16 protein-coding genes and 1 riboswitch are annotated in these 17,720 nt (G+C 72.3%); of the genes, 11 read left to right on the top strand and 5 right to left on the bottom strand.

Features of this window, described 5'->3' with window-relative positions:
• Positions 1 to 68: 68 nt before the first annotated feature.
• Positions 69 to 1,277, bottom strand: coding sequence for an NAD(P)/FAD-dependent oxidoreductase (locus tag ACQ1X7_RS05375; protein ID WP_432477136.1), 1,209 nt, complete (start codon positions 1,275 to 1,277; stop codon positions 69 to 71).
• A gap of 5 nt (positions 1,278 to 1,282) precedes the next feature.
• Complete coding sequence (locus tag ACQ1X7_RS05370; RefSeq protein ID WP_432477135.1) at positions 1,283 to 1,846, bottom strand: OsmC family protein; 564 nt, start codon at positions 1,844 to 1,846, stop codon at positions 1,283 to 1,285.
• A 136-nt stretch (positions 1,847 to 1,982) separates the two neighbouring features.
• Between ACQ1X7_RS05370 and ACQ1X7_RS05365 the strand changes: the two genes are divergently transcribed.
• Both ACQ1X7_RS05365 and ACQ1X7_RS05360 read left to right on the top strand, forming a co-directional pair.
• On the top strand, positions 1,983 to 3,509 hold the full coding sequence (locus tag ACQ1X7_RS05365; protein WP_432477134.1) for an alpha/beta fold hydrolase: 1,527 nt from the start codon (positions 1,983 to 1,985) through the stop codon (positions 3,507 to 3,509).
• Positions 3,506 to 6,295: an ATP-binding protein gene (locus tag ACQ1X7_RS05360; protein ID WP_432477133.1), complete on the top strand. Its 2,790-nt coding sequence runs from the start codon at positions 3,506 to 3,508 to the stop codon at positions 6,293 to 6,295. Before ACQ1X7_RS05365 ends, ACQ1X7_RS05360 begins: the two co-directional genes overlap by 4 nt.
• A gap of 15 nt (positions 6,296 to 6,310) precedes the next feature.
• On the opposite strand, the gene ACQ1X7_RS05355 is transcribed toward ACQ1X7_RS05360, so the two are convergent.
• On the bottom strand, positions 6,311 to 6,655 hold the full coding sequence (locus ACQ1X7_RS05355) for a VOC family protein (RefSeq protein WP_432477132.1): 345 nt from the start codon (positions 6,653 to 6,655) through the stop codon (positions 6,311 to 6,313).
• Between the two features lie 128 nt (positions 6,656 to 6,783).
• Between ACQ1X7_RS05355 and ACQ1X7_RS05350 the strand changes: the two genes are divergently transcribed.
• The 9 genes from ACQ1X7_RS05350 to ACQ1X7_RS05310 all read left to right on the top strand — a co-directional run bounded on the left by ACQ1X7_RS05350 (position 6,784) and on the right by ACQ1X7_RS05310 (position 16,899).
• Positions 6,784 to 7,170 carry a cupin domain-containing protein gene (locus ACQ1X7_RS05350; protein ID WP_432477131.1) on the top strand — a complete coding sequence of 129 codons (387 nt, stop codon included), beginning with the start codon at positions 6,784 to 6,786 and terminating at the stop codon, positions 7,168 to 7,170.
• A gap of 6 nt (positions 7,171 to 7,176) precedes the next feature.
• Positions 7,177 to 7,824 carry a GNAT family N-acetyltransferase gene (locus ACQ1X7_RS05345; RefSeq protein WP_432477130.1) on the top strand — a complete coding sequence of 216 codons (648 nt, stop codon included), beginning with the start codon at positions 7,177 to 7,179 and terminating at the stop codon, positions 7,822 to 7,824.
• Between the two features lie 67 nt (positions 7,825 to 7,891).
• Positions 7,892 to 8,572: a PIG-L deacetylase family protein gene (locus ACQ1X7_RS05340; protein ID WP_432477129.1), complete on the top strand. Its 681-nt coding sequence runs from the start codon at positions 7,892 to 7,894 to the stop codon at positions 8,570 to 8,572.
• Between the two features lies 1 nt (position 8,573).
• Positions 8,574 to 9,914 carry a protoporphyrinogen/coproporphyrinogen oxidase gene (locus ACQ1X7_RS05335; protein WP_432477128.1) on the top strand — a complete coding sequence of 447 codons (1,341 nt, stop codon included), beginning with the start codon at positions 8,574 to 8,576 and terminating at the stop codon, positions 9,912 to 9,914.
• A 69-nt stretch (positions 9,915 to 9,983) separates the two neighbouring features.
• Positions 9,984 to 11,501 carry an FAD-dependent monooxygenase gene (locus ACQ1X7_RS05330; protein WP_432477127.1) on the top strand — a complete coding sequence of 506 codons (1,518 nt, stop codon included), beginning with the start codon at positions 9,984 to 9,986 and terminating at the stop codon, positions 11,499 to 11,501.
• Positions 11,502 to 11,548: 47 nt separating this feature from the next.
• Positions 11,549 to 11,763: riboswitch (cobalamin riboswitch) on the top strand.
• Positions 11,764 to 11,887: 124 nt separating this feature from the next.
• Positions 11,888 to 14,482: a ribonucleoside-diphosphate reductase subunit alpha gene (locus tag ACQ1X7_RS05325; protein WP_432477126.1), complete on the top strand. Its 2,595-nt coding sequence runs from the start codon at positions 11,888 to 11,890 to the stop codon at positions 14,480 to 14,482.
• A gap of 210 nt (positions 14,483 to 14,692) precedes the next feature.
• Positions 14,693 to 15,673 carry a ribonucleotide-diphosphate reductase subunit beta gene (locus ACQ1X7_RS05320; RefSeq protein ID WP_432477125.1) on the top strand — a complete coding sequence of 327 codons (981 nt, stop codon included), beginning with the start codon at positions 14,693 to 14,695 and terminating at the stop codon, positions 15,671 to 15,673.
• 15 nt (positions 15,674 to 15,688) lie between these two features.
• On the top strand, positions 15,689 to 16,117 hold the full coding sequence (locus ACQ1X7_RS05315; RefSeq protein WP_432477124.1) for a hypothetical protein: 429 nt from the start codon (positions 15,689 to 15,691) through the stop codon (positions 16,115 to 16,117).
• Positions 16,114 to 16,899: a ZIP family metal transporter gene (locus ACQ1X7_RS05310; RefSeq protein ID WP_432477123.1), complete on the top strand. Its 786-nt coding sequence runs from the start codon at positions 16,114 to 16,116 to the stop codon at positions 16,897 to 16,899. The genes ACQ1X7_RS05315 and ACQ1X7_RS05310 overlap by 4 nt, the downstream gene beginning before the upstream one ends.
• A gap of 9 nt (positions 16,900 to 16,908) precedes the next feature.
• On the opposite strand, the gene ACQ1X7_RS05305 is transcribed toward ACQ1X7_RS05310, so the two are convergent.
• Both ACQ1X7_RS05305 and ACQ1X7_RS05300 read right to left on the bottom strand, forming a co-directional pair.
• A complete protein-coding gene (locus ACQ1X7_RS05305; RefSeq protein ID WP_432477122.1) occupies positions 16,909 to 17,313 on the bottom strand; it encodes a YccF domain-containing protein in 405 nt (134 codons plus the stop codon).
• A gap of 69 nt (positions 17,314 to 17,382) precedes the next feature.
• Positions 17,383 to 17,526 (bottom strand): hypothetical protein, encoded by a 144-nt coding sequence (locus ACQ1X7_RS05300; protein WP_432477121.1) that lies wholly within the window; start codon positions 17,524 to 17,526, stop codon positions 17,383 to 17,385.
• Positions 17,527 to 17,720: the final 194 nt, after the last annotated feature.

Genomic DNA, 17,720 nt, shown 5'->3' with positions numbered 1-17,720 from the left:
CGGGGCCGTCCGTCCGATGGTGGACGGGGAGGTGGACGTGCGGGTCCCCCGATCGGGGGACCTCCGGATCATCGCCGGTGGCCCAGGACGCCGACCGGTCGCGAGCCGAGCCGCACGTCCGCCGTCCGGAGGGGGCGGTCCTGGAGGAGCTCCACCTCGTCCCCCATCGCCGCGCTCACCTCGCGGACCAGCCGCCCGGCGTCGTGGGAGCCCCAGTCGTACGCCGCGACCGCCTCGGTGGCTGCGAACAGCCGCGTGGACACGCGGTCCCGGGTCGCCTGGTACGCCGCCAGGGCCTCCCGCTCCGCGACCCCGCCGCCCAGTGACTCGAGCAGCGCGTCGCTGAGCAGCTCGGCGTCGCGCAGGGCGTCGGTGATGCCGTGCGAGGTGATCGGGTCCTTGAAGTAGCCGGCGTCGCCGACCAGGGCCCACCCGGGCCCCCAGCACTGCCGCAGATGGCCGGGCACGCCTGCCCAGCCGTGCAGGCGCCCCACGGGCTCGGCGGCGGCCACGCGCTCCGGCAGCCCGGCGAAGGACTGCCCGAGCAGGCACCGGAACGCGTGCTCCGACCCCCGGCTCCGCAGCGCGCGCATCCGTGCGGGCGAGGTCCCGACGAAGACGCAGGAGAGCCCGTCGTTGGTCGGGATCAGCCCGGCGGCGGCGCCGGCGCCGTACGCCCACTCGTAGCCGTCGGACCCGAGTCCGTGGACGTAGCGGTACAGCACGGCACCGGCCGCCTCCCCCCGGTGGTGGATGCGTGCGCCCGTGTCGGCAGCCACGAGCGACCGGATGCCGTCGGCCCCCACCGTCACGGCCCCCCTCAGCTCGACCGTCCGCCCCTGCGGGTCCTGGGCCCGTACGCCGGCCACCCGCCTCCCCTCGTGGACCACCGAGGTGACGGCGTGCTCGTGGAGCACCACCGCTCCGGCCTCGGCGGCCGCGTCGACCAGGAGCCGGTCGAGGAGGAAGCGACGGGGGGCGTAGAGCGCCGGGACGCCGGGGCTGGGCCGGATGTCCACGACGGTCGTCTCGCCGTGCGCGTAGAGGAACTTCGTGCGTCGGATCGCCGGGGTGCCGTGGGCGACGACGTCGTCGAGCAGTCCCCACCGGTGCAGCTGGAGGACGCCGGCCCGCATCAGGCCGTGCGTCGACACGGTGTCGCTGCCGTACCTCCCGCGATCGACCAGCGCGACCCGTACGCCGGCCCTCGCGAGCAGCAGGGCGGTCGACGCGCCGGCGACCCGAGCCCCGACGACCACGACGTCGAAGTCCTCCACGACGATCAGCCCGTCGTGACCGAGACGTCGACGGGCACGCCGTTGGTGAGCACGTCGTACACCGCGGATCGCAGCCGCGACTGCTCCACGACGCGGCGCAGCTTGTCCGGCTCGTCACCCTCGAGGTGGAAGCTGATCCGGATCCGCTCGTACCCGTTGCGGACGTCGTCGGACAGCCCGAGGATCCCGAGCAGGTCGATGTCGCCCTCGACGGTGGACTCGACCGAGGTCAGGTTCACGCCGCGTGCGGCCGCGATGTTGGCGAGGCCGGAGGTGATGCAGGCGGCGAGCGCGTGGAGCAGGAACTCGACCGGCGTGGGCGCGTTGTCCTGCCCGACGAGCACCTCCGGGTGGTCGGCGTCGAAGGTGCTGGGCTGGCGGTGCGCCAGCTCCTGGCCCGCCCCGTAGAAGCCGTGGATCGTCGACTGGTTGTGGGTGCCGCTGACCCAGCGGTTGCTCGCCCGGAACTGGAACTTCGCGATCTCCGGGGCGCCCTTGACCGCGTCGAGTGTGGCGAACAACCGGGCGGTGTCGACCCCGTTGCTCATGGGTGCGTCGATGGTGGTCATCTCTGGAACTCCTCTTCTGGAGGTGTGCTGCGTGGACGCCTCCACCGTCGGCTGCGGCGCCGCTGCATGGCATCCGTGCCGACCACGGATCCGACACGGATTGACCACTGACCGGCGACGGCAGACGATCAGTGCCATGGCCGAGTCGCGGGTGCCGACGGACGCCGGCGTCTCCGCGCGCGAGGCCGAGGTGCTGGACCTGGTCGGGGCGCACCTCAGCAACGCGCAGATCGCGAGCCGCCTGGTCATCTCCGTGCGCACCGTCGAGAGCCACGTGTCGTCGCTGCTCCGCAAGCTCGACGTGACCAGCCGGCGGGAGCTGGCGTCGTACGCCGACGGGTCCGGCTCGCCGCGCGAGGCACAGGAGGTGCCGGGTGCGGTGGCCGCGTCACCGGTGCGCTACACGCGCAGCGACGACCTCAACATCGCCTACCAGGTCTCGGGATCCGGCGACGACGACCTGGTCCTGGTCGCCGGCTTCGTCTCGCACCTGATGCTCGACTGGACCGAGCGTCGCCACGCCCACTTCCTGAACCGGCTGGGGACGTTCTCGCGCCTGATCAGGTTCGACAAGCGCGGCACCGGGATGTCCGACCGGCCCGGCGCGCTGCCCGACCTCGAGACGCGGATGGGCGACGTCGGGGCGGTGATGGAGGCCGCGAGGTCGGAGCAGGCGGTGCTGTTCGGCTACTCCGAGGGAGGACCGATGTCGATCCTCTACGCGGCCACCCACCCCGAGCGGGTGCGCGCCCTGGTCATCTACTCGAGCTATGCGAGGCGGCTGTGGGCGCCCGACTACCCGTGGGGGTTCCGGCCCGAGGACCGGGCCCGGTACTCGCTCCAGCTCGAGCAGGACTGGGCCTTCGAGGCGGACATGCGCCGCATGGCCCCGAACGCCGACGACGAGATGGCCCGGTGGTGGGGCGAGCGCTGCCGGGCGGCCACCAGTCCGGGAGCGGCGCGCGCCCTGATCGAGATGGCCTCGCTGATCGACGTGCGCGAGGTGCTGGGGGCGGTGCGGGCGCCGACCCTGGTGCTGCACCGCCGCGACGACATCGACTGCCACGTCGACGAGGGGCGCTACCTGGCCGACCGGATCCCCGGTGCACGCTTCGTCGAGCTGGAGGGCGCCGACCACTTCGTCGGCGTCGACCCGGACCAGATCCTCGATCCCGTCGAGGAGTTCGTCCGCGAGCTGGGATCACCGGCGGCCGCCGAGACGTCGCTCACGACGCTGCTCGCCGTCCGGCCCGAGAGACCCATCGACCCGGCGTGGATGAGGGGGATCGTGCGGGAGGTCCTCGAGGCGCACCGGGGGGTGCCGGCCGTGGCGGAGCAGGAGACCGTGCTGGCCACCTTCGACGGCCCGGGGCGGGCCATCCGCTGCGGCCTGGCCCTGGCCGAGCGCATCCGGGCTGCCGGCCTGGCGGCGTCGATCGGCCTGCACACCGCGGAGGTCGCGCGGCGCGGGGCCGACGTCTCCGGTGCCGGGGTGGCCGTGGCCCAGGCCGTCGCCGACCGGGCCGCGACCGGGGAGGTCTGGGTGACCTCGACGGTGCGGGACCTGACGGCCGGGTCGGGACTGTCGTTCGAGCCGCGCACCGGGCTCGACGTACCGGCGCTGGACCGCACCGTCCGGCTCGACGTGGTGACGTCGACATGACCACGACCCCGGGCCGCACCCACGACCGTGTCTCCGAGCGCGAGGCCGAGGTGCTGGGGCTGGTCGGGGAGCACCTCACCAACGCGCAGATCGCGGAGCGCCTGTTCCTGTCCGTCCGCACCGTCGAGAGCCACGTGTCGTCGCTGCTGCGCAAGCTCGGCGTGGGCGATCGCCGCGAGCTGGCCGGGCTCGCCGTCGCACGACCCGACGCACCGCTGGTCGGTGCGTCACCACCTGCCGCGCTCACCTCGTTCGTGGGCCGGGCCGCCGAGCGCGCCGCGCTCGCCGAGGCCCTGTCCGCGCACCGTCTGGTCACCGCCGTCGGCCCGGGCGGGGTGGGGAAGACCCGGTTGGCCCTGGCGGTGGCGGACGACGTCGGGGGCCGCCACACGAGCGGCGCCTGCTACGTCGACCTGGTCCCGGTGACCGACCCGACGATGGTCGGGGCCGCGGTGGCGAGCGCCTTCGGGTTCGGCGAGCAGCCGGGGCGGTCACCCGCGGACACGGTGATCGCCAAGCTCGCCGACGTCGACGTGCTGCTCGTGCTGGACAACTGCGAGCACCTTCTCGACGGGGTCAGCGCCCTGCTGGAGCGGCTGCTGGCCCGGTGTCCACGGGTCGTGGTGCTGGCCACCAGCCGGGCGCGGCTGCGGGTGCCGTTCGAGCTCGTGTTCCCGGTGCCCGGGATGTCGCTCGAGCAGGGGGACGGGTCGGACGCCGACCGGAGCGACGCGGTGGCCCTGTTCCGCGAGCGCGCGTCGATGACGGGCTGGCGGTCGTCGTACCCGCAGGACCACCGGCGGATCGCGTCCGTGTGCCGACGGCTGGACGGGATGGCACTGGCGATCGAGCTGGCCGCCGCCCGGGTGGCGACGCTCGGCCTCGACGGCCTGGACCGGGAGCTCGCCGACCCGCTCGGTCTGCTCACGGGCGGGTCGCGGATGGACCAGCGCCACGAGTCGCTGCGGGCGGTGCTCGACTGGAGCTTCGACCTGCTCACGCCCGAGGAGCAGGCCGCGCTCCGGCGGTCGACGGTGTTCGCCTCCGCCTTCACCGCCGCGGCAGCGGCCGAGGTCACGGGCTTCGCACCGCTCAGCCCCACCTCGGTGGCCACGGCGCTCGCCAGCCTCGCCGAGCACCACCTCCTGGAGGTGGTCGAACGTCCGTCCGGCACCCGCTACCGGATGCTCGAGACGATCCGGCAGTACGGCGCCGAGCGGATGGGCCGCGACGGGGAGCAGGACGACGTCCTGGCCCGACACCTGCGCTGGTGCCTGGAGACCGCGGCCCGGCTGCGGCCCGCCGACGCCCAGGCCTTCGATGCCGTCGCCGACGAGCTCCGCGCCGCGCTGCGCGAGTCGGCCGGCCGCCCCGGGCTGCGGGCCGACGCCCACCGGCTGGCGGTGCGGGTCGCGGAGCTCTCCTACGCACGGGGCAGGTTGAGCGAGACGCAGGAGCGCTACGAGCAGGCCGCCGCCCTTGCCGGCGGACCCGCGGAGGCGGCCGAGGCGCTCCACCTGGCGGCCGCCGTGGCGTGGGGTCGTCACGACGGGGAGCACGCGGTCGGGTTCTTCCGCGCCGCCGCCGACGCGGCGCGCGAGGCCGGCGACGACGCGCGCGCCGCCCTCGAGCTGGTGTCCGTCGCGGAGCTGTTCACGAACGCGCCCGGCATCATGTCCACGCTCCCGGCGCCCGGTGAGGCGCAGGCCCTTCTGGGGGAGGCACTCACCCTGGCGGCCGGCGACGTCCACGTCGAGGCGGCCGTGCTGACCGTCACCACACCCGCGGACGAGTCCGACCCGGGGTACGGCGACCTGGCCGAGCGCGCCGTCGAGCTGGCCCACCGGGTGGGCGATGCCCGGCTGGAGAGCCACGCCCTCGACCAGGTGACGGCGGTGCGCCTCATGTCCGGTGAGGTTGACGGGGCGGTCGCCGCCGTCCGCCGGCGTCTCGATCTGCTCGCGCCGCGGGTCCACGACGTCGAGCTGGCCTGGGAGTACACGGACGCCCTGCACATGGCACCGATGGTGTCCATGGCGGCGGGCGACCTCGCCACCGCCCGCCGCTATGCGCAGCAGCGGAGCGAGGTGCCGTTCCTCAGCGAGGCCGAGCACCTCGCCGTCGAGTGGCTGCTCCCCACCGCAGCGATCGCGGGTGACTTCGACGAGGCAGACTCCCTGGCCCAGCGCTTCCGCCGGGGCTGGAAGGAGGCCGGCCGCCCGACGCTCGGGGGCATCGCCTTCGCGCCGGCTGCGGCAGCCATGGCGTACGGCATCCGCGGCGAACCGGATGCCCGGGACGAATGGCTCCAGATCACCGACGACATGCACCGGGTGGTCACGCCCACCCGGGGCAGGCACACCATCTACCGGCCGGCGTTCGACGGGATGGTGGCCCTCCACCGCGGTGAGGTCGACGTCGCCCTCGGGGACGTGGCCGGCGACCCGGAGTCGTTCAAGCCGTGGCACGACTCCGCCTGGCGGCCGTGGTACACCGCTGTCTGGGCGGAGGCGGGGGTGCTGGCCCGTCTGCCAGACCGACGGGACCGCCTCGACCGTGCGCGGTACGTCGTACGGGCGAACCCGGTCGCCGCGGCCGTCGTCGAGCGGGCCGTCGCCCTCGACGCCGGCGACCACGAGGGCCTGGTCTCCGCGGCCGAGGCGCTGGGCGCAGCCGGCTGCCCGTACCAGCAGGCCCGGACCCTGGTGCTCGCCGGCGGGGGGTCACGCGCCGAGGGCGAGGCGCTGATGGCGAGGATCGGTGCGAGCCCGATGGTGCTCCCCTGACACCGGGCCAGGTGCCTAGTCGCCTGGCACGCTCCCGAAGCCGAGCTCGTTGCCGTCGGGGTCGCGGTAGACGAGCTTGCGCACCCCGCCCCCGTAGTCCTCGCTCGTCGTCGGCTCGATGCCCCTCGCAGCGGCGGCCTCGGCGAACCCGTCGAGGTCGTCCAGCATCACCGTGACCAGCCCGTGCCCGGCCGACTCCGGCTTGAGCAGCACGTAGACCGAGCGGTCCTCGGCGAGGGTCCAGATGTACTCCGACTCGTGCGCGCGGAACGACTCGGGCACGCCGTACAGCCGCGTGTACCAGGCCACGGCGCGCTCGAAGTCACTCACGGGGACGCCGGCGAACAGGTGACCCTCCATCGGCCCCACCTCCTGTCCGGGCAGACCCGGACGAGCGACCGGACTCATCGGTCGCGCCGGCTCGCGGCGACGCCGGATCGCGTGACCTACGGTGGGGACATGGCATCGACACACGCCGCTGCCGGCCGATGACCACGGACCGGGCCGCCGAGCCGTGCACCCACGTCAGCGGCGACGACCTCGCGCCCGCCGACCCGACCCCCGGGATGGCCCGTAGCCTGGCGATGCACGAGGACGGCATGTGGACCGGACTCGTCGACACCGAGCCCGGCGCCGTGTCCGGCTGGCACCACCACGGCGACCACGAGACGACGCTGTACATCGTGTCGGGCCGGATGCGGCTGGAGTCGGGGGAGGGCGGCGGCCACGTCGTCGAGGCGGGGCCGGGGGACTTCATCCGGGTCCCCGCCGGCGCGGTCCACCGGGAGTCGAACCCCGGCGAGGAGCCGTCGCGCGCGGTCATCGTCCGGTGCGGGACCGGTGAGCCCACCGTCAACGTGGACGGCCCGGCCTGACCGACGATGGACGTCGACGTACGGGCGGCCGGTGACCTCGACCGTGCGGAGCTGATGCGGCTGTTCGCCAGGGCGGGGGAGGGCTCGCCGTCCGCGTCGCTGTGGGGGGACTCGGACTCCGAGGCAGCGATCTACCTGACGCCGTACCTCGACCTGGAGCCCGGGTCGGCGTTCGTCGCCCTGCTGGACGACAGGCCGGTGGGCTACCTGGTCGGGTGCGTCGACGGCACGCGCTTCCCGACCGAGGAGGAGCGGATGCGCGCGGTGCTGCGCGAGGCGCGGCTGTTCCGCCGCCGCGAGGTGCGCCGCTTCTTCGCGCGCGCCCTCCTGGACCTGGGCCGGGCACGTCTGCGTCAGCGGGAGACAGCCGGCGACCTCGTGGACCCGCGCTGGCCCTCGCACCTGCACGTCAACGTCGCGCCGGAGGGACGTGGCACCGGGGCCGCCCAGGCCCTGATGGCCCGGTGGAGCGACCGACTGGCCGCTGCCGGCTCGCCGGGCTGCCACCTGCAGACGCTCGTCGAGAACGCCCGGGCGGTCCGGTTCTTCACGGCCGAGGGCTTCTGCCCCCACGGCCCGACGCCGCTGGTGCCGGGCGTGCGGTACCAGCGCGCACGCGTGCACCAGCTCACGATGGTCCGTCCCGGACCCTAGGCGCGCCTCCACGAATTCACCGACGTGGCTGCGAAGATCGCAGAGGACTGCACCCGCTGGAGGCGACATGCTGACATCGGTCACCCGCGTCCTCGTCCTCGAACCTCATCCCGACGACCTCGCCATCGGATGTGGCGGCCTGGTGCGGCGGCTGGTCGCCCAGGGCGCAGACGTCCACGGCCTGCTGATGTCCGAGGTCCCCCAGAAGTACTCCAAGATCTACGAGCGCGACGGCGACTACGTCGCCTATTCCGGGTCCGACCGGATGCGTGAGGCGCAGGAGGCCGATGCCGTCCTCGGGGTCGGCGGCCGGACCATCGCCTTCGGCGCCGAGTGGCACCACCGGCTCGATGCCCTGCCCCGCGGAGAGCTGATCGGCGCCATCGAGGACTGTGTCTCGCGCACGCGCCCCGACCTGGTCCTGGTGCCGGCGCGTTCCTACAACCAGGACCACCGGGCCGTGCACGACGCCTTCCAGGCGGTGATGCGTCCCCACTTCTACCGCGGCACGGTCCTCGCCTACGAGACCACCATGGAGCGCGAGTTCGAACCCACCGTGCTCGTGACCCTCACCGAGGAGGACCTGGCGGCCAAGCTCGAGGGGTGCCGCGCGTACCAGACCCAGCTCGGCTCCCCGGAGCACCTCTTCAGCCTCGACACGATCGAGCTCAGTGCCCGCTATCGGGGCCGGCTGGCCTACACGGCCGCGGCCGAGGCCTTCCAGCTGCTCCGCGGAACCCACTTCTGACATGCGCGCCGAGGTGCTGGTCGTCGGGGCCGGGGTGAGCGGACTGGCCTTCGCCCAGGCGTCGCGGGGCGACGACGTGCTCGTGGTCGAGGCTGCTGACGACGTCGGTGGCTACTGCCGGACGGTGCGGCAGCAGGGCTTCGTCTGGGACTACTCCGGCCACTTCTTCCACTTCCGGCACCCCGAGGTCGAGGCGGAGATGATCGACTGGATCGGGCCCACCAGGGTTCGCCGGGTGAGCAAGTCGTGCAAGGTCCTCTACAAGGACCGCCTGGTCGACTTCCCGTTCCAGCGCAACATCGACCAGCTCGACCACGACGACTTCGTCGCCTGCCTCACCGGGCTCGGATCGGTGGGCGGGGCGGCCGAGCCACGCGACTTCAAGGAGCTCCTGTATGCCAGGTTCGGCGAGGGGATCTGCGAACGCTTCCTCGTCCCCTACAACGAGAAGCTGTACGCCACTGACCTCGGCACGCTCGACGTGGACGCCATGGGCCGGTTCTTCCCGCAGGCCGACAAGGACGACATCCTGGCCGGGCTGGGGGCCACCTGCCCGCCCACCTACAACTCGACGTTCCTCTACCCCGAGGGTGGCGCCGTCGACTTCGTGCGGGCGCTGCAGCACGACATCCCCGCCGACCGGATCCTGCTGGAGGAGCCGGTCCTGCGCATCGACCTGCGTCGCCACCTCGCCCACACGGCGCGACGGACGATCCGGTACGACGCACTGGTCAGCACCGTGCCACTGCCCACCCTGCTCGAACTGACCGGCCTGCCGCACGACCCCGCGGTCTACACCCACAACAAGGTGCTCGTGTTCAACCTCGGCTTCGACCGCAAGGGGCCGACGGGTGTGCACTGGATCTACGTCCCGGACCGCGACGTGAGCTTCTACCGGGTCGGCTTCTACGACAACATCTGGGAGACCGACCGGATGAGTCTCTACGTCGAGATCGGCTGCCGCGCCGAGGAGCGGCTCGACGAGGTGGCCCTCCGACGACTCCGGGCGCGGGTCCTGGCCGACCTCGAGCGCATCGGTATCACCGACGGGCACCGGCTGGTCGCGTCCCATCGGGTCGTGCTCGACCCTGCGTACGTGCACATCACGCGCGCGTCCCTCCAGGACGTCGGCGAGCAACGTGCCGCTCTCGCCACCCGCGGGGTCCACACGCTCGGCCGCTACGGCACCTGGACCTACTGCTCGCTCGAGGACAACATCGTCGAGGCCCGGCGGCTCGCGGCTCTCTTCAATCGCTCCTCCGCACCGCGCCTGGCCCTCGCCCGGAGCGACGCGATGGGAGTGGCGGACCGTCGGAGGCTGACGGCCCCCCGATCCGGGTGAGGCAGACGGACGCGGTGCCGTGGACGCTCACCTCGGAACGCGCGTCGACCAGCGGAGGGTCCCGAGACCATGAGCACCTCAGTGGCGTCGGACCGGGTCCTGGTCGTGGGCGCGGGTCCGGTCGGACTGGTGGCGGCCTGCGAGCTCGTGCGCCGGGGCGTCGACGTGCGGGTCATCGACAAGCTGGCCGAGCCGACCACCGAGTCCAGGGCGCTCCTCGTGCACGCGCGCAGCCTGGAGATGCTCGACCTGATGGGGGTCGCCGAACGGCTCCTCGAGACCGGCGTCCTCACCCACCGGATGACGATGTACGCCGAGGGGCACGAGCTGGCCGTGGTCGGGTTCGACCAGGTACCGAGCCCCTATCCGTACTCGCTCACCACCGCGCAGACCGAGACCGAGCGGGTCCTCGACGAGCGCTTGCGAGAGCTCGGGGCGCAGGTCGAGCGGGGCGTCGAGCTGGTGGCCCTCGACCAAGGCGCGGACACGGTCCGCGCGACCCTGCGTGGGTCCGACGGATCCGTCGAGGCCACCGAATTCGGTTGGGTCGTCGGCGCCGACGGCGCGCACAGCACGGTGCGCGGGCTGGTGGGCACCCGGCTCGAGGGCTCGTTCGTGGGGGAGCGCTTCGCCCTCGGTGACGTCGAGGCGCGGCACGACCTGGACCCGGCGAGCATGTACACCTTCTTCGCCCCGCAGGGCCCGCTCCTCGCCTTCCCCATGCGCGGCTCCCGGATGCGGCTGATCGGCCAGCTGCACGACGACACCCACGCGGGTTCCCTCGACGATCTCCAGCACATCGTCGACGAGCGTGCCCGCGGCATCACCCTGACCTCCGCGCACTGGCTCACCGAGTTCGAGATCCACCACGCCCAGGTCCCGGACTACCGCCACGGGCGGGTCTTCCTCATGGGCGACGCGGCGCACGTGCACAGCCCCGCCGGCGGCCAGGGGATGAACACCGGCATGCAGGATGCCCACAACCTGGCCTGGAAGCTCGCCCTCGCGGTCCGCGCGGGCGGGGCGGAGCGGCTGCTGGACAGCTACCACGCCGAGCGGCACCCGGTCGCGGCCAAGGTCATCGACGTCACCACCAGGATGACGACGCTCGGGACGCTCGACGGTGCGGTCGCGCGGCGGTTGCGGAACCTGGCCGTGCACGCGGCGGCCGGCCTGGCGCCGGTCCAGCACGTGCTGAGCGACCAGGTCGAGGAGACAGCACTGTCCTACCGGGGCAGCCCGGTCGTCGAGGACCACGGTCCCCGGCGCGGGTCGGTGCGCGCCGGCGACCACGCGCCCTACGTCGCGAACGCGGGCGCTGCCGACCGGCTGCGTGCCGTCCAGGCGGCGACGACCGAGCACGTCGTGCTCTCCTTCCCGGGATCGACCGAGGAGGCGGTGACCGTGCGCCCGGTCGACGGTTCCACCTCGGCCGACGACCTGGTGCCCGACCCCGGTCGCGCGCTCGCAGCCGGCTACGGCCTGCTCCACGGAGGGACCGCCGTCATCCGTCCGGACGGCTACCTCGGCTACCGGGGCCTCTCCGACGCCGATCCGGCCGGCTACCTCGCCGGGCTCACCCGGTGAGCCGCGAAACACTACATCTAGGTAGTTACAACGGCGTCGTTCTCCTATATGGTGGTCGACGCAGCTGGTTCGACGCCTCCGCCAGGGGTGTCGTCGCAAGAGGGAACCCGGTGGAAGTCCGGGACTGCCCCGCAGCGGTGAGTGGGAATCGACCTCCGTCACAAGCACTGGGTCCCCCGATCAGGGACCTGGGAAGCGGCGGACAGTAGGCCAGAGCACGACGCCCACGAGTCCGAAGACCTGCCAGTGTCCCGCCGCCATCGGCGGGGGTCCGCGACCTCGAGGGAAGGTCAGGGGATCGGGCTCGGCGACGCCTCGGCGCACGCGGGCACCCCACCCCTTCACTCGTGACCGCGGGTCGCGCACACAGCGACGGTTCACGAGGGGTGGATGCGCACATGGGCAGCACGGTCACGGTCATCAAGCGGGACGGGACGCGAGCCGCGTACGACGGCTACGAGATCGCGAGGTCCATCGAGGAGGCCGCATCCGGCCTCGACGACGAGGTCGCACGGGCGACCCAGCTCCGCTCGGAGCTGGAGATCACGCTCTTCGACGGGATCACCAGCGAACAGCTCGACGAGGCGGTCGTCCAAGTCGCCCTCCAGAACGTCAAGGACGACCCGGCCTACGACACCATCGCCTCGCGGCTGCTGGTGAAGAGCCTCTACAAGGCGATCTTCGGCGAGGGCGTGACCCGCGACGAGGTCCACAGCTTCCACGCCGAGGCGTTCGTCGCCTTCATCGTCCGTGGCGTCGAGCTCGGTCTGCTCGACCCTCGGCTGCGGGAGATCTTCGACCTGGAGAGGCTGGGCGCCGCCCTCGACCCGGGCCGTGACGACCTGCTGCGCTACATCGGCGTGCAGACCATGCGCACCCGCTACATGATCTCGGCGCCCGACGGCCGGCCGATGGAGATGCCGCAGTTCTTCTGGATGCGGGTCGCGATGGGTCTCGCGCTCGACGAGGAGGACCCTGACGCCGCCGCGCTGCGCTTCTACGACAGGATGTCGCGGCTGGAGTACCTCGCCGCCGGCTCCACGCTGGTGAACGCGGGCACGTCGTACAGCCAGCTCTCCAACTGCTTCGTGATGCAGATGGAGGACGACATCGAGCACATCGCGAAGTCGGTGCGCGACGTGATGTGGCTGACCAAGGGCACGGGCGGCATCGGGCTGTCGGTGACCAAGCTGCGCTCCGAGGGCTCGCCGATCCGGTCGAACAACACCACCTCCACCGGACCGATCCCGTTCATGCACACCATCGACTCGACGCTGCGCGCGGTCAGCCGCGGCGGCAAGAAGTTCGGCGCGCTGTGCTTCTACATGGAGAACTGGCACCTCGACTTCCCCGCTTTCCTCGACCTGCGCCAGAACTCCGGCGACCCCTACCGCCGGACCCGGACCGCCAACACAGCCGTGTGGATCAGCGACGAGTTCATGAAGCGGGTCGAGGCCGACCAGGCCTGGTACCTCTTCGACCCGGCCGAGGTGCCCGACCTGGTCGAGCTCACAGGCTCGGCGTTCTCGAAGCGGTACGCCGAGTACGCCGCGATGGCCGAGGCCGGCGAGCTGCGCCACAAGAAGATCGGCGCCCGCGAGCAGTTCCGCGCGATCCTCACCTCGTTGCAGTCGACCTCCCACCCGTGGCTGACGTGGAAGGACACGATCAACACCCGGGCGCTGAACGACAACACCGGCACCATCCACCTGTCGAACCTCTGCACCGAGATCACGCTGCCGCAGGACCGCGACAACGTGTCGGTCTGCAACCTGGCGTCGATCAACCTGGCGCGCCACGTCACGGGTCGGCGCCAGCACGCGGTCGTCGACTGGGACCGGCTGGCGGAGTCCGCCCGGCTCGCGGTGCGGCAGCTCGACAACCTGATCGACATCACCATCTCCTCGGTGCCCGAGTCCGAGCGCTCCAACGAGCTCAACCGCGCGCTCGGCCTCGGGGTGATGGGCTTCACCGACGTCGTGGAGCGGTTCGGCTTCTCCTACGAGTCGCCCGAGGCGTACGACCTGATCGACCGGCTGATGGAGTTCGTCAGCTGGCACGCCATCGACGCCTCGGCCGACCTCGCCCGTGAGCGCGGCGCCTACCCCAACTTCGAGGGCTCGCGGTGGAGCAAGGGGCTGGTGCCCGTCGACTCCCTCGACCGGCTCGAGGCCGACCGCGGCGTCCCGGTCGAGGTCGACCGCACCACGCGCCTCGACTGGGACGCGCTGCGCGCGAAGGTCGCCGGCGGCATCCGGAACTCCACGCTGCTCGCGATCGCCCCCACTGCCTCGATCGGCCTGGTCGCCGGCACGACGCCCGGGCTCGACCCGCAGTTCAGCCAGATCTTCAGCCGGGCGACCAGCTCGGGCAAGTTCCTGGAGGTCAACCGCAACCTGGTCGAGGACCTGCGGATCGCCGGTGTCTGGGAGGACGTCCGCGAGGAGCTGCTGCGCCACCAGGGCGACCTGTCGAAGGTGTCCGACGAGCACGGCGTGCCCGCCGAGCTGGTCGAGATCTACCAGACGTCGTTCCAGCTGTCCGGCCGCGCCTACCTCGAGGTGGCCGCGCGGGCCCAGAAGTGGATCGACCAGGCCATCAGCCGCAACATCTACCTGGCCGACCGCAACGTCGGGAACATGGTGGACCTCTACACGGCGGCGTGGCGGATGGGCGTGAAGACCACCTACTACCTGCACATGATGCCGCGGCACACGGCGGAGCAGAGCACGGTGAAGGTCAACAAGGCCGAGCAGGCGACGCCGGCCGGTGGCGGTGGCGGACGGCGGGGCTTCGGCGCGGCCACGGCGAGCTCTTCGCCGGAGGTTGAGGTGCGAGGAGCGCCAGCGACGAGCCTCGAAACCCCGGAGGTCACCGAGCCGGTCACCGCACCCGAGAGTGCGCAGGAGCTCGAGGTCGTGTCGGGGACGGAGTGCCCGATCGACCCGCAGGAGCGGCTCCAGTGCGAGTCCTGCCAGTAGCGGTCCGGGGTTTCGAGGCTCGCTGCGCTCGCACCTCAACCTCCGGACCTCGAGGCGGTTTCGAGGCTCGCTGCGCTCGCACCTCAACCTCCGGAGGTCGAGGCGGTTTCGAGGCTCGCTGCGCTCGCACCTCAACCTCCGGACCTCGGAACCCGGTGCGACGAGAGAACACCCCACCACGTACATCCCGAAACGAGAGCGAGAACTGACATGCCGATCCTGGGCACCGGAATCGAGGAGGGACTCCTCCTCAAGCCCGTCACCTACCCCTGGGCGATGGAGCTCTACGACCAGGCCGTGGCCAACACCTGGTTCCCCAACGAGGTGCAGCTGGGGGAGGACCTGGCCGACTTCGAGCGGATGAGCGAGGAGGAGCGCCGGGCACTCACCTTCCTGATGAGCTACTTCAACCCCAACGAGCTGCTGGTCAACAAGGCGCTCGCGTTCGGGGTCTACCCCTACGTCAACGCCGCCGAGTGCCACCTCTACCTGGCGAAGCAGATGTGGGAGGAGGCCAACCACTGCATGAGCTTCGAGTACGTCCTCGAGACGTTCCCGATCGACCGCGCGGCGGCGTACGAGTCCCACGTCACGGTGCCGTCGATGGTGGCCAAGGAGGAGTTCGAGGTCAGGTTCATCAAGCGGATGACCGAGCAGACCCTCGACATCACCACGACGCAGGGCAAGCAGGACTTCGTCCGCAACCTGATCGCCTACAACGTGATCCTCGAGGGGATCTGGTTCTACTCCGGCTTCATGGTCGCGCTGAGCTTCCGGCAGCGGAACCTGCTGCGGAACTTCGCGTCGCTCATCGACTGGATCGTGCGCGACGAGTCGTTGCACCTGAAGTTCGGCATCAACCTGGTGCTCACGGTGCTCGAGGAGAACCCCGACGTCGCGACCGAGGAGTTCGCCGCCGAGATCAAGCAGATGATCCTCGACGCCGTGGAGATGGAGGAGGCCTACAACCGCGACCTGCTGCCCAGCGGGATCCTCGGGCTGAACGCCGACTACATCAACCAGTACGTCCGCTACCTCGCGGACCGGCGGCTCGACGAGCTCGGCTTCGGCGCCCACTACGGCGCCACGAACCCGGCGAAGTGGATGGCGGCGGCCAACGACACCCTCCAGCTGGTCAACTTCTTCGAGTCGATCAACACCTCCTACGAGGTCAACGCCCGGCAGGGCTGACCGGCCATGTCGTGCATGGGGTTCCTCAGCCCGCAGCAACGAGCGGCCCTGGCGGCGTCGTCACGGGACGACGCCGGCGGGGCGCCGCTCTCGTCGTTCGCCTCGCCGCCGGGCGGTGACGGAAAGCGGCAGCGGGTGCGCCGGCTCGCCGGGTCGCCGACCCCGGCGATCCGGGAGAGCGCGGCGCTGTCCCACCACGCGCCCGACGACGTGCTGACCGCCCTCGCGGGCGACCGGGTGGCGTCGGTGCGCTGCTGTGTCGCCCGCAACGAGCGGACGCCCGGGCCGACCCTGCGGCTGCTGGCTTCCGACGAGGAGCCGCTGGTCCGTGGCTGGGTGGCGGCCAACGCCGCCAGCCCGGTCGAGCTCCGGGAGTCGCTGGCCGCTGATCCCGACGACGCCGTCCGCGCAGTCGTGGCCTGGGCGGGGAGGTGGCGGCGGTGAGCCACGCACTGCTCCTCGCCTTCGCGCTGACCGTGCTCGCCGGCGCCGCGACCGCGCTCGGCGGCGTGGTCGCCGTGCATCGCGCGGTCCGCAGCGACGCGGGCCTGGCCGCGGCGCTCGGCTTCGCCGCCGGCGCGATGATCCTGGTGTCCGCGGCCGAGATCCTGCCCAAGGGTGCCGCGGCCCTCGCTCCGTCGGTGGGGCACCGAGGTGGGCTCGTGGCCACGCTCGGCCTCGCGGCCGTGGGCGCGGCGGCGGCCGTCCTGCTCGGCCGGCTGGTGCCCGGGTCGTGCGCGCACGACCGGGACCCGCTCGCCGTACGCCGACAGGTCCGGCGCAGCGGCGTCGTGGTGGCGATCGCCGTCACCGCCCACAACTTCCCCGAGGGTCTGGCCACCTTCGTCGCGACCCTCGACGACCCGAGCGCGGGGGCCGTGCTCGCCGTGGCCATCGCGCTGCACAACGTGCCGGAGGGCGTGGCGGTCGCCGCGCCGGTCTTCGGCGCCGGGGGGAGCCGGGCGCGGGCGGTCGCGGTCGCGGGCCTGACCGGCCTCGCCGAACCGGTCGGCGCGGCGCTCGGCTACCTGCTGCTGGTGGCGCTCTTCCCGGCCTCGGCATTCGGGGCCGTGTTCGGGCTGGTCGCCGGTGTGATGCTCTGCATCGGCCTCAGCGAGCTGTTGCCCGCTGCCTGCCGGCTCACCTCGCTGGTCCCCGCGCTGACGACCTGCGTCGCGGGCGGCGCCAGCATGGCGCTCAGCCTGGTCCTGCTCGGGCTGGCCTGAGCGCTCGGGTCAGGTGGGCAGTCCGTAGGGGTCGCGGGCGGCGTGCACGGGCACGATCTGCTGACCGAGCGGGATGAGGGCCAGCGGCACCATCTTCCAGCACGCCACCCCGAACGGGATCCCGATGATGGTCACGCACAGCAGCAGGCCCGCGACGAGGTGCGCGATGGCCAGCTCCCAGCCGAAGAAGATCACCCACACGACGTTGCCCAGCACCGACCAGATGCCGGCGTCGCGCCGGAACTCCGTGGTGCGGCCGAACGGCCACACGACGAAGCTCGCCAGCCGGAACGCAGCGAAGCCGAACGGGATGGTCACGATCAGGACGAACGCCAGCAACCCCGCCAGCAGGTAGCCCAGTGCCAGCCACCAGCCGGCCAGCACCAGCCAGAGGATGTTGCCGATGGTGCGCACCACGCCAGTGTGGCTGTGCGAGGTGGCGCCGGGATCGTCCGCGTCGGGGGATCTCGCCGCCCGTCGGCCCTAGCGGGACGCCGTCGGGCCCGGTGTCGCGGGTGTGCCGACCTCGCCGGGCTCGGAGCTGGCCGCGTCGGTGACGGCGAGGGCGACCGGGAACCACAGGGCGAGTGCCGCGCCGAGCAGGAGCTCTCGGGAGTTGCTGGCCATGCCTCCACCCTCGTCGGACGGAGCGACTCGCAGGTGACGTGGGCGCGTCGTGGAGACGAACCTCTCCCGGCGCCGGTTCGCCGTGACGGGACGCCGGGACCAACGGCCCCGGGAACGGGACGGGCGGCCCTGGCGGACCCGCGGGCCGGGCCCGAGCATGGAAGTGCGGGCCGTCGCCGTGCGGCGCCGGTCCG

Origin of the sequence: Nocardioides sp. GXQ0305, from assembly GCF_050880345.1 — a bacterium.
In the GTDB taxonomy this organism is placed as follows: Bacteria; Actinomycetota; Actinomycetes; order Propionibacteriales; family Nocardioidaceae; genus Nocardioides.
The sequence above is the reverse complement of the archived record's forward strand: the minus strand, read 5'-3'. Positions and strand labels throughout refer to the sequence as shown.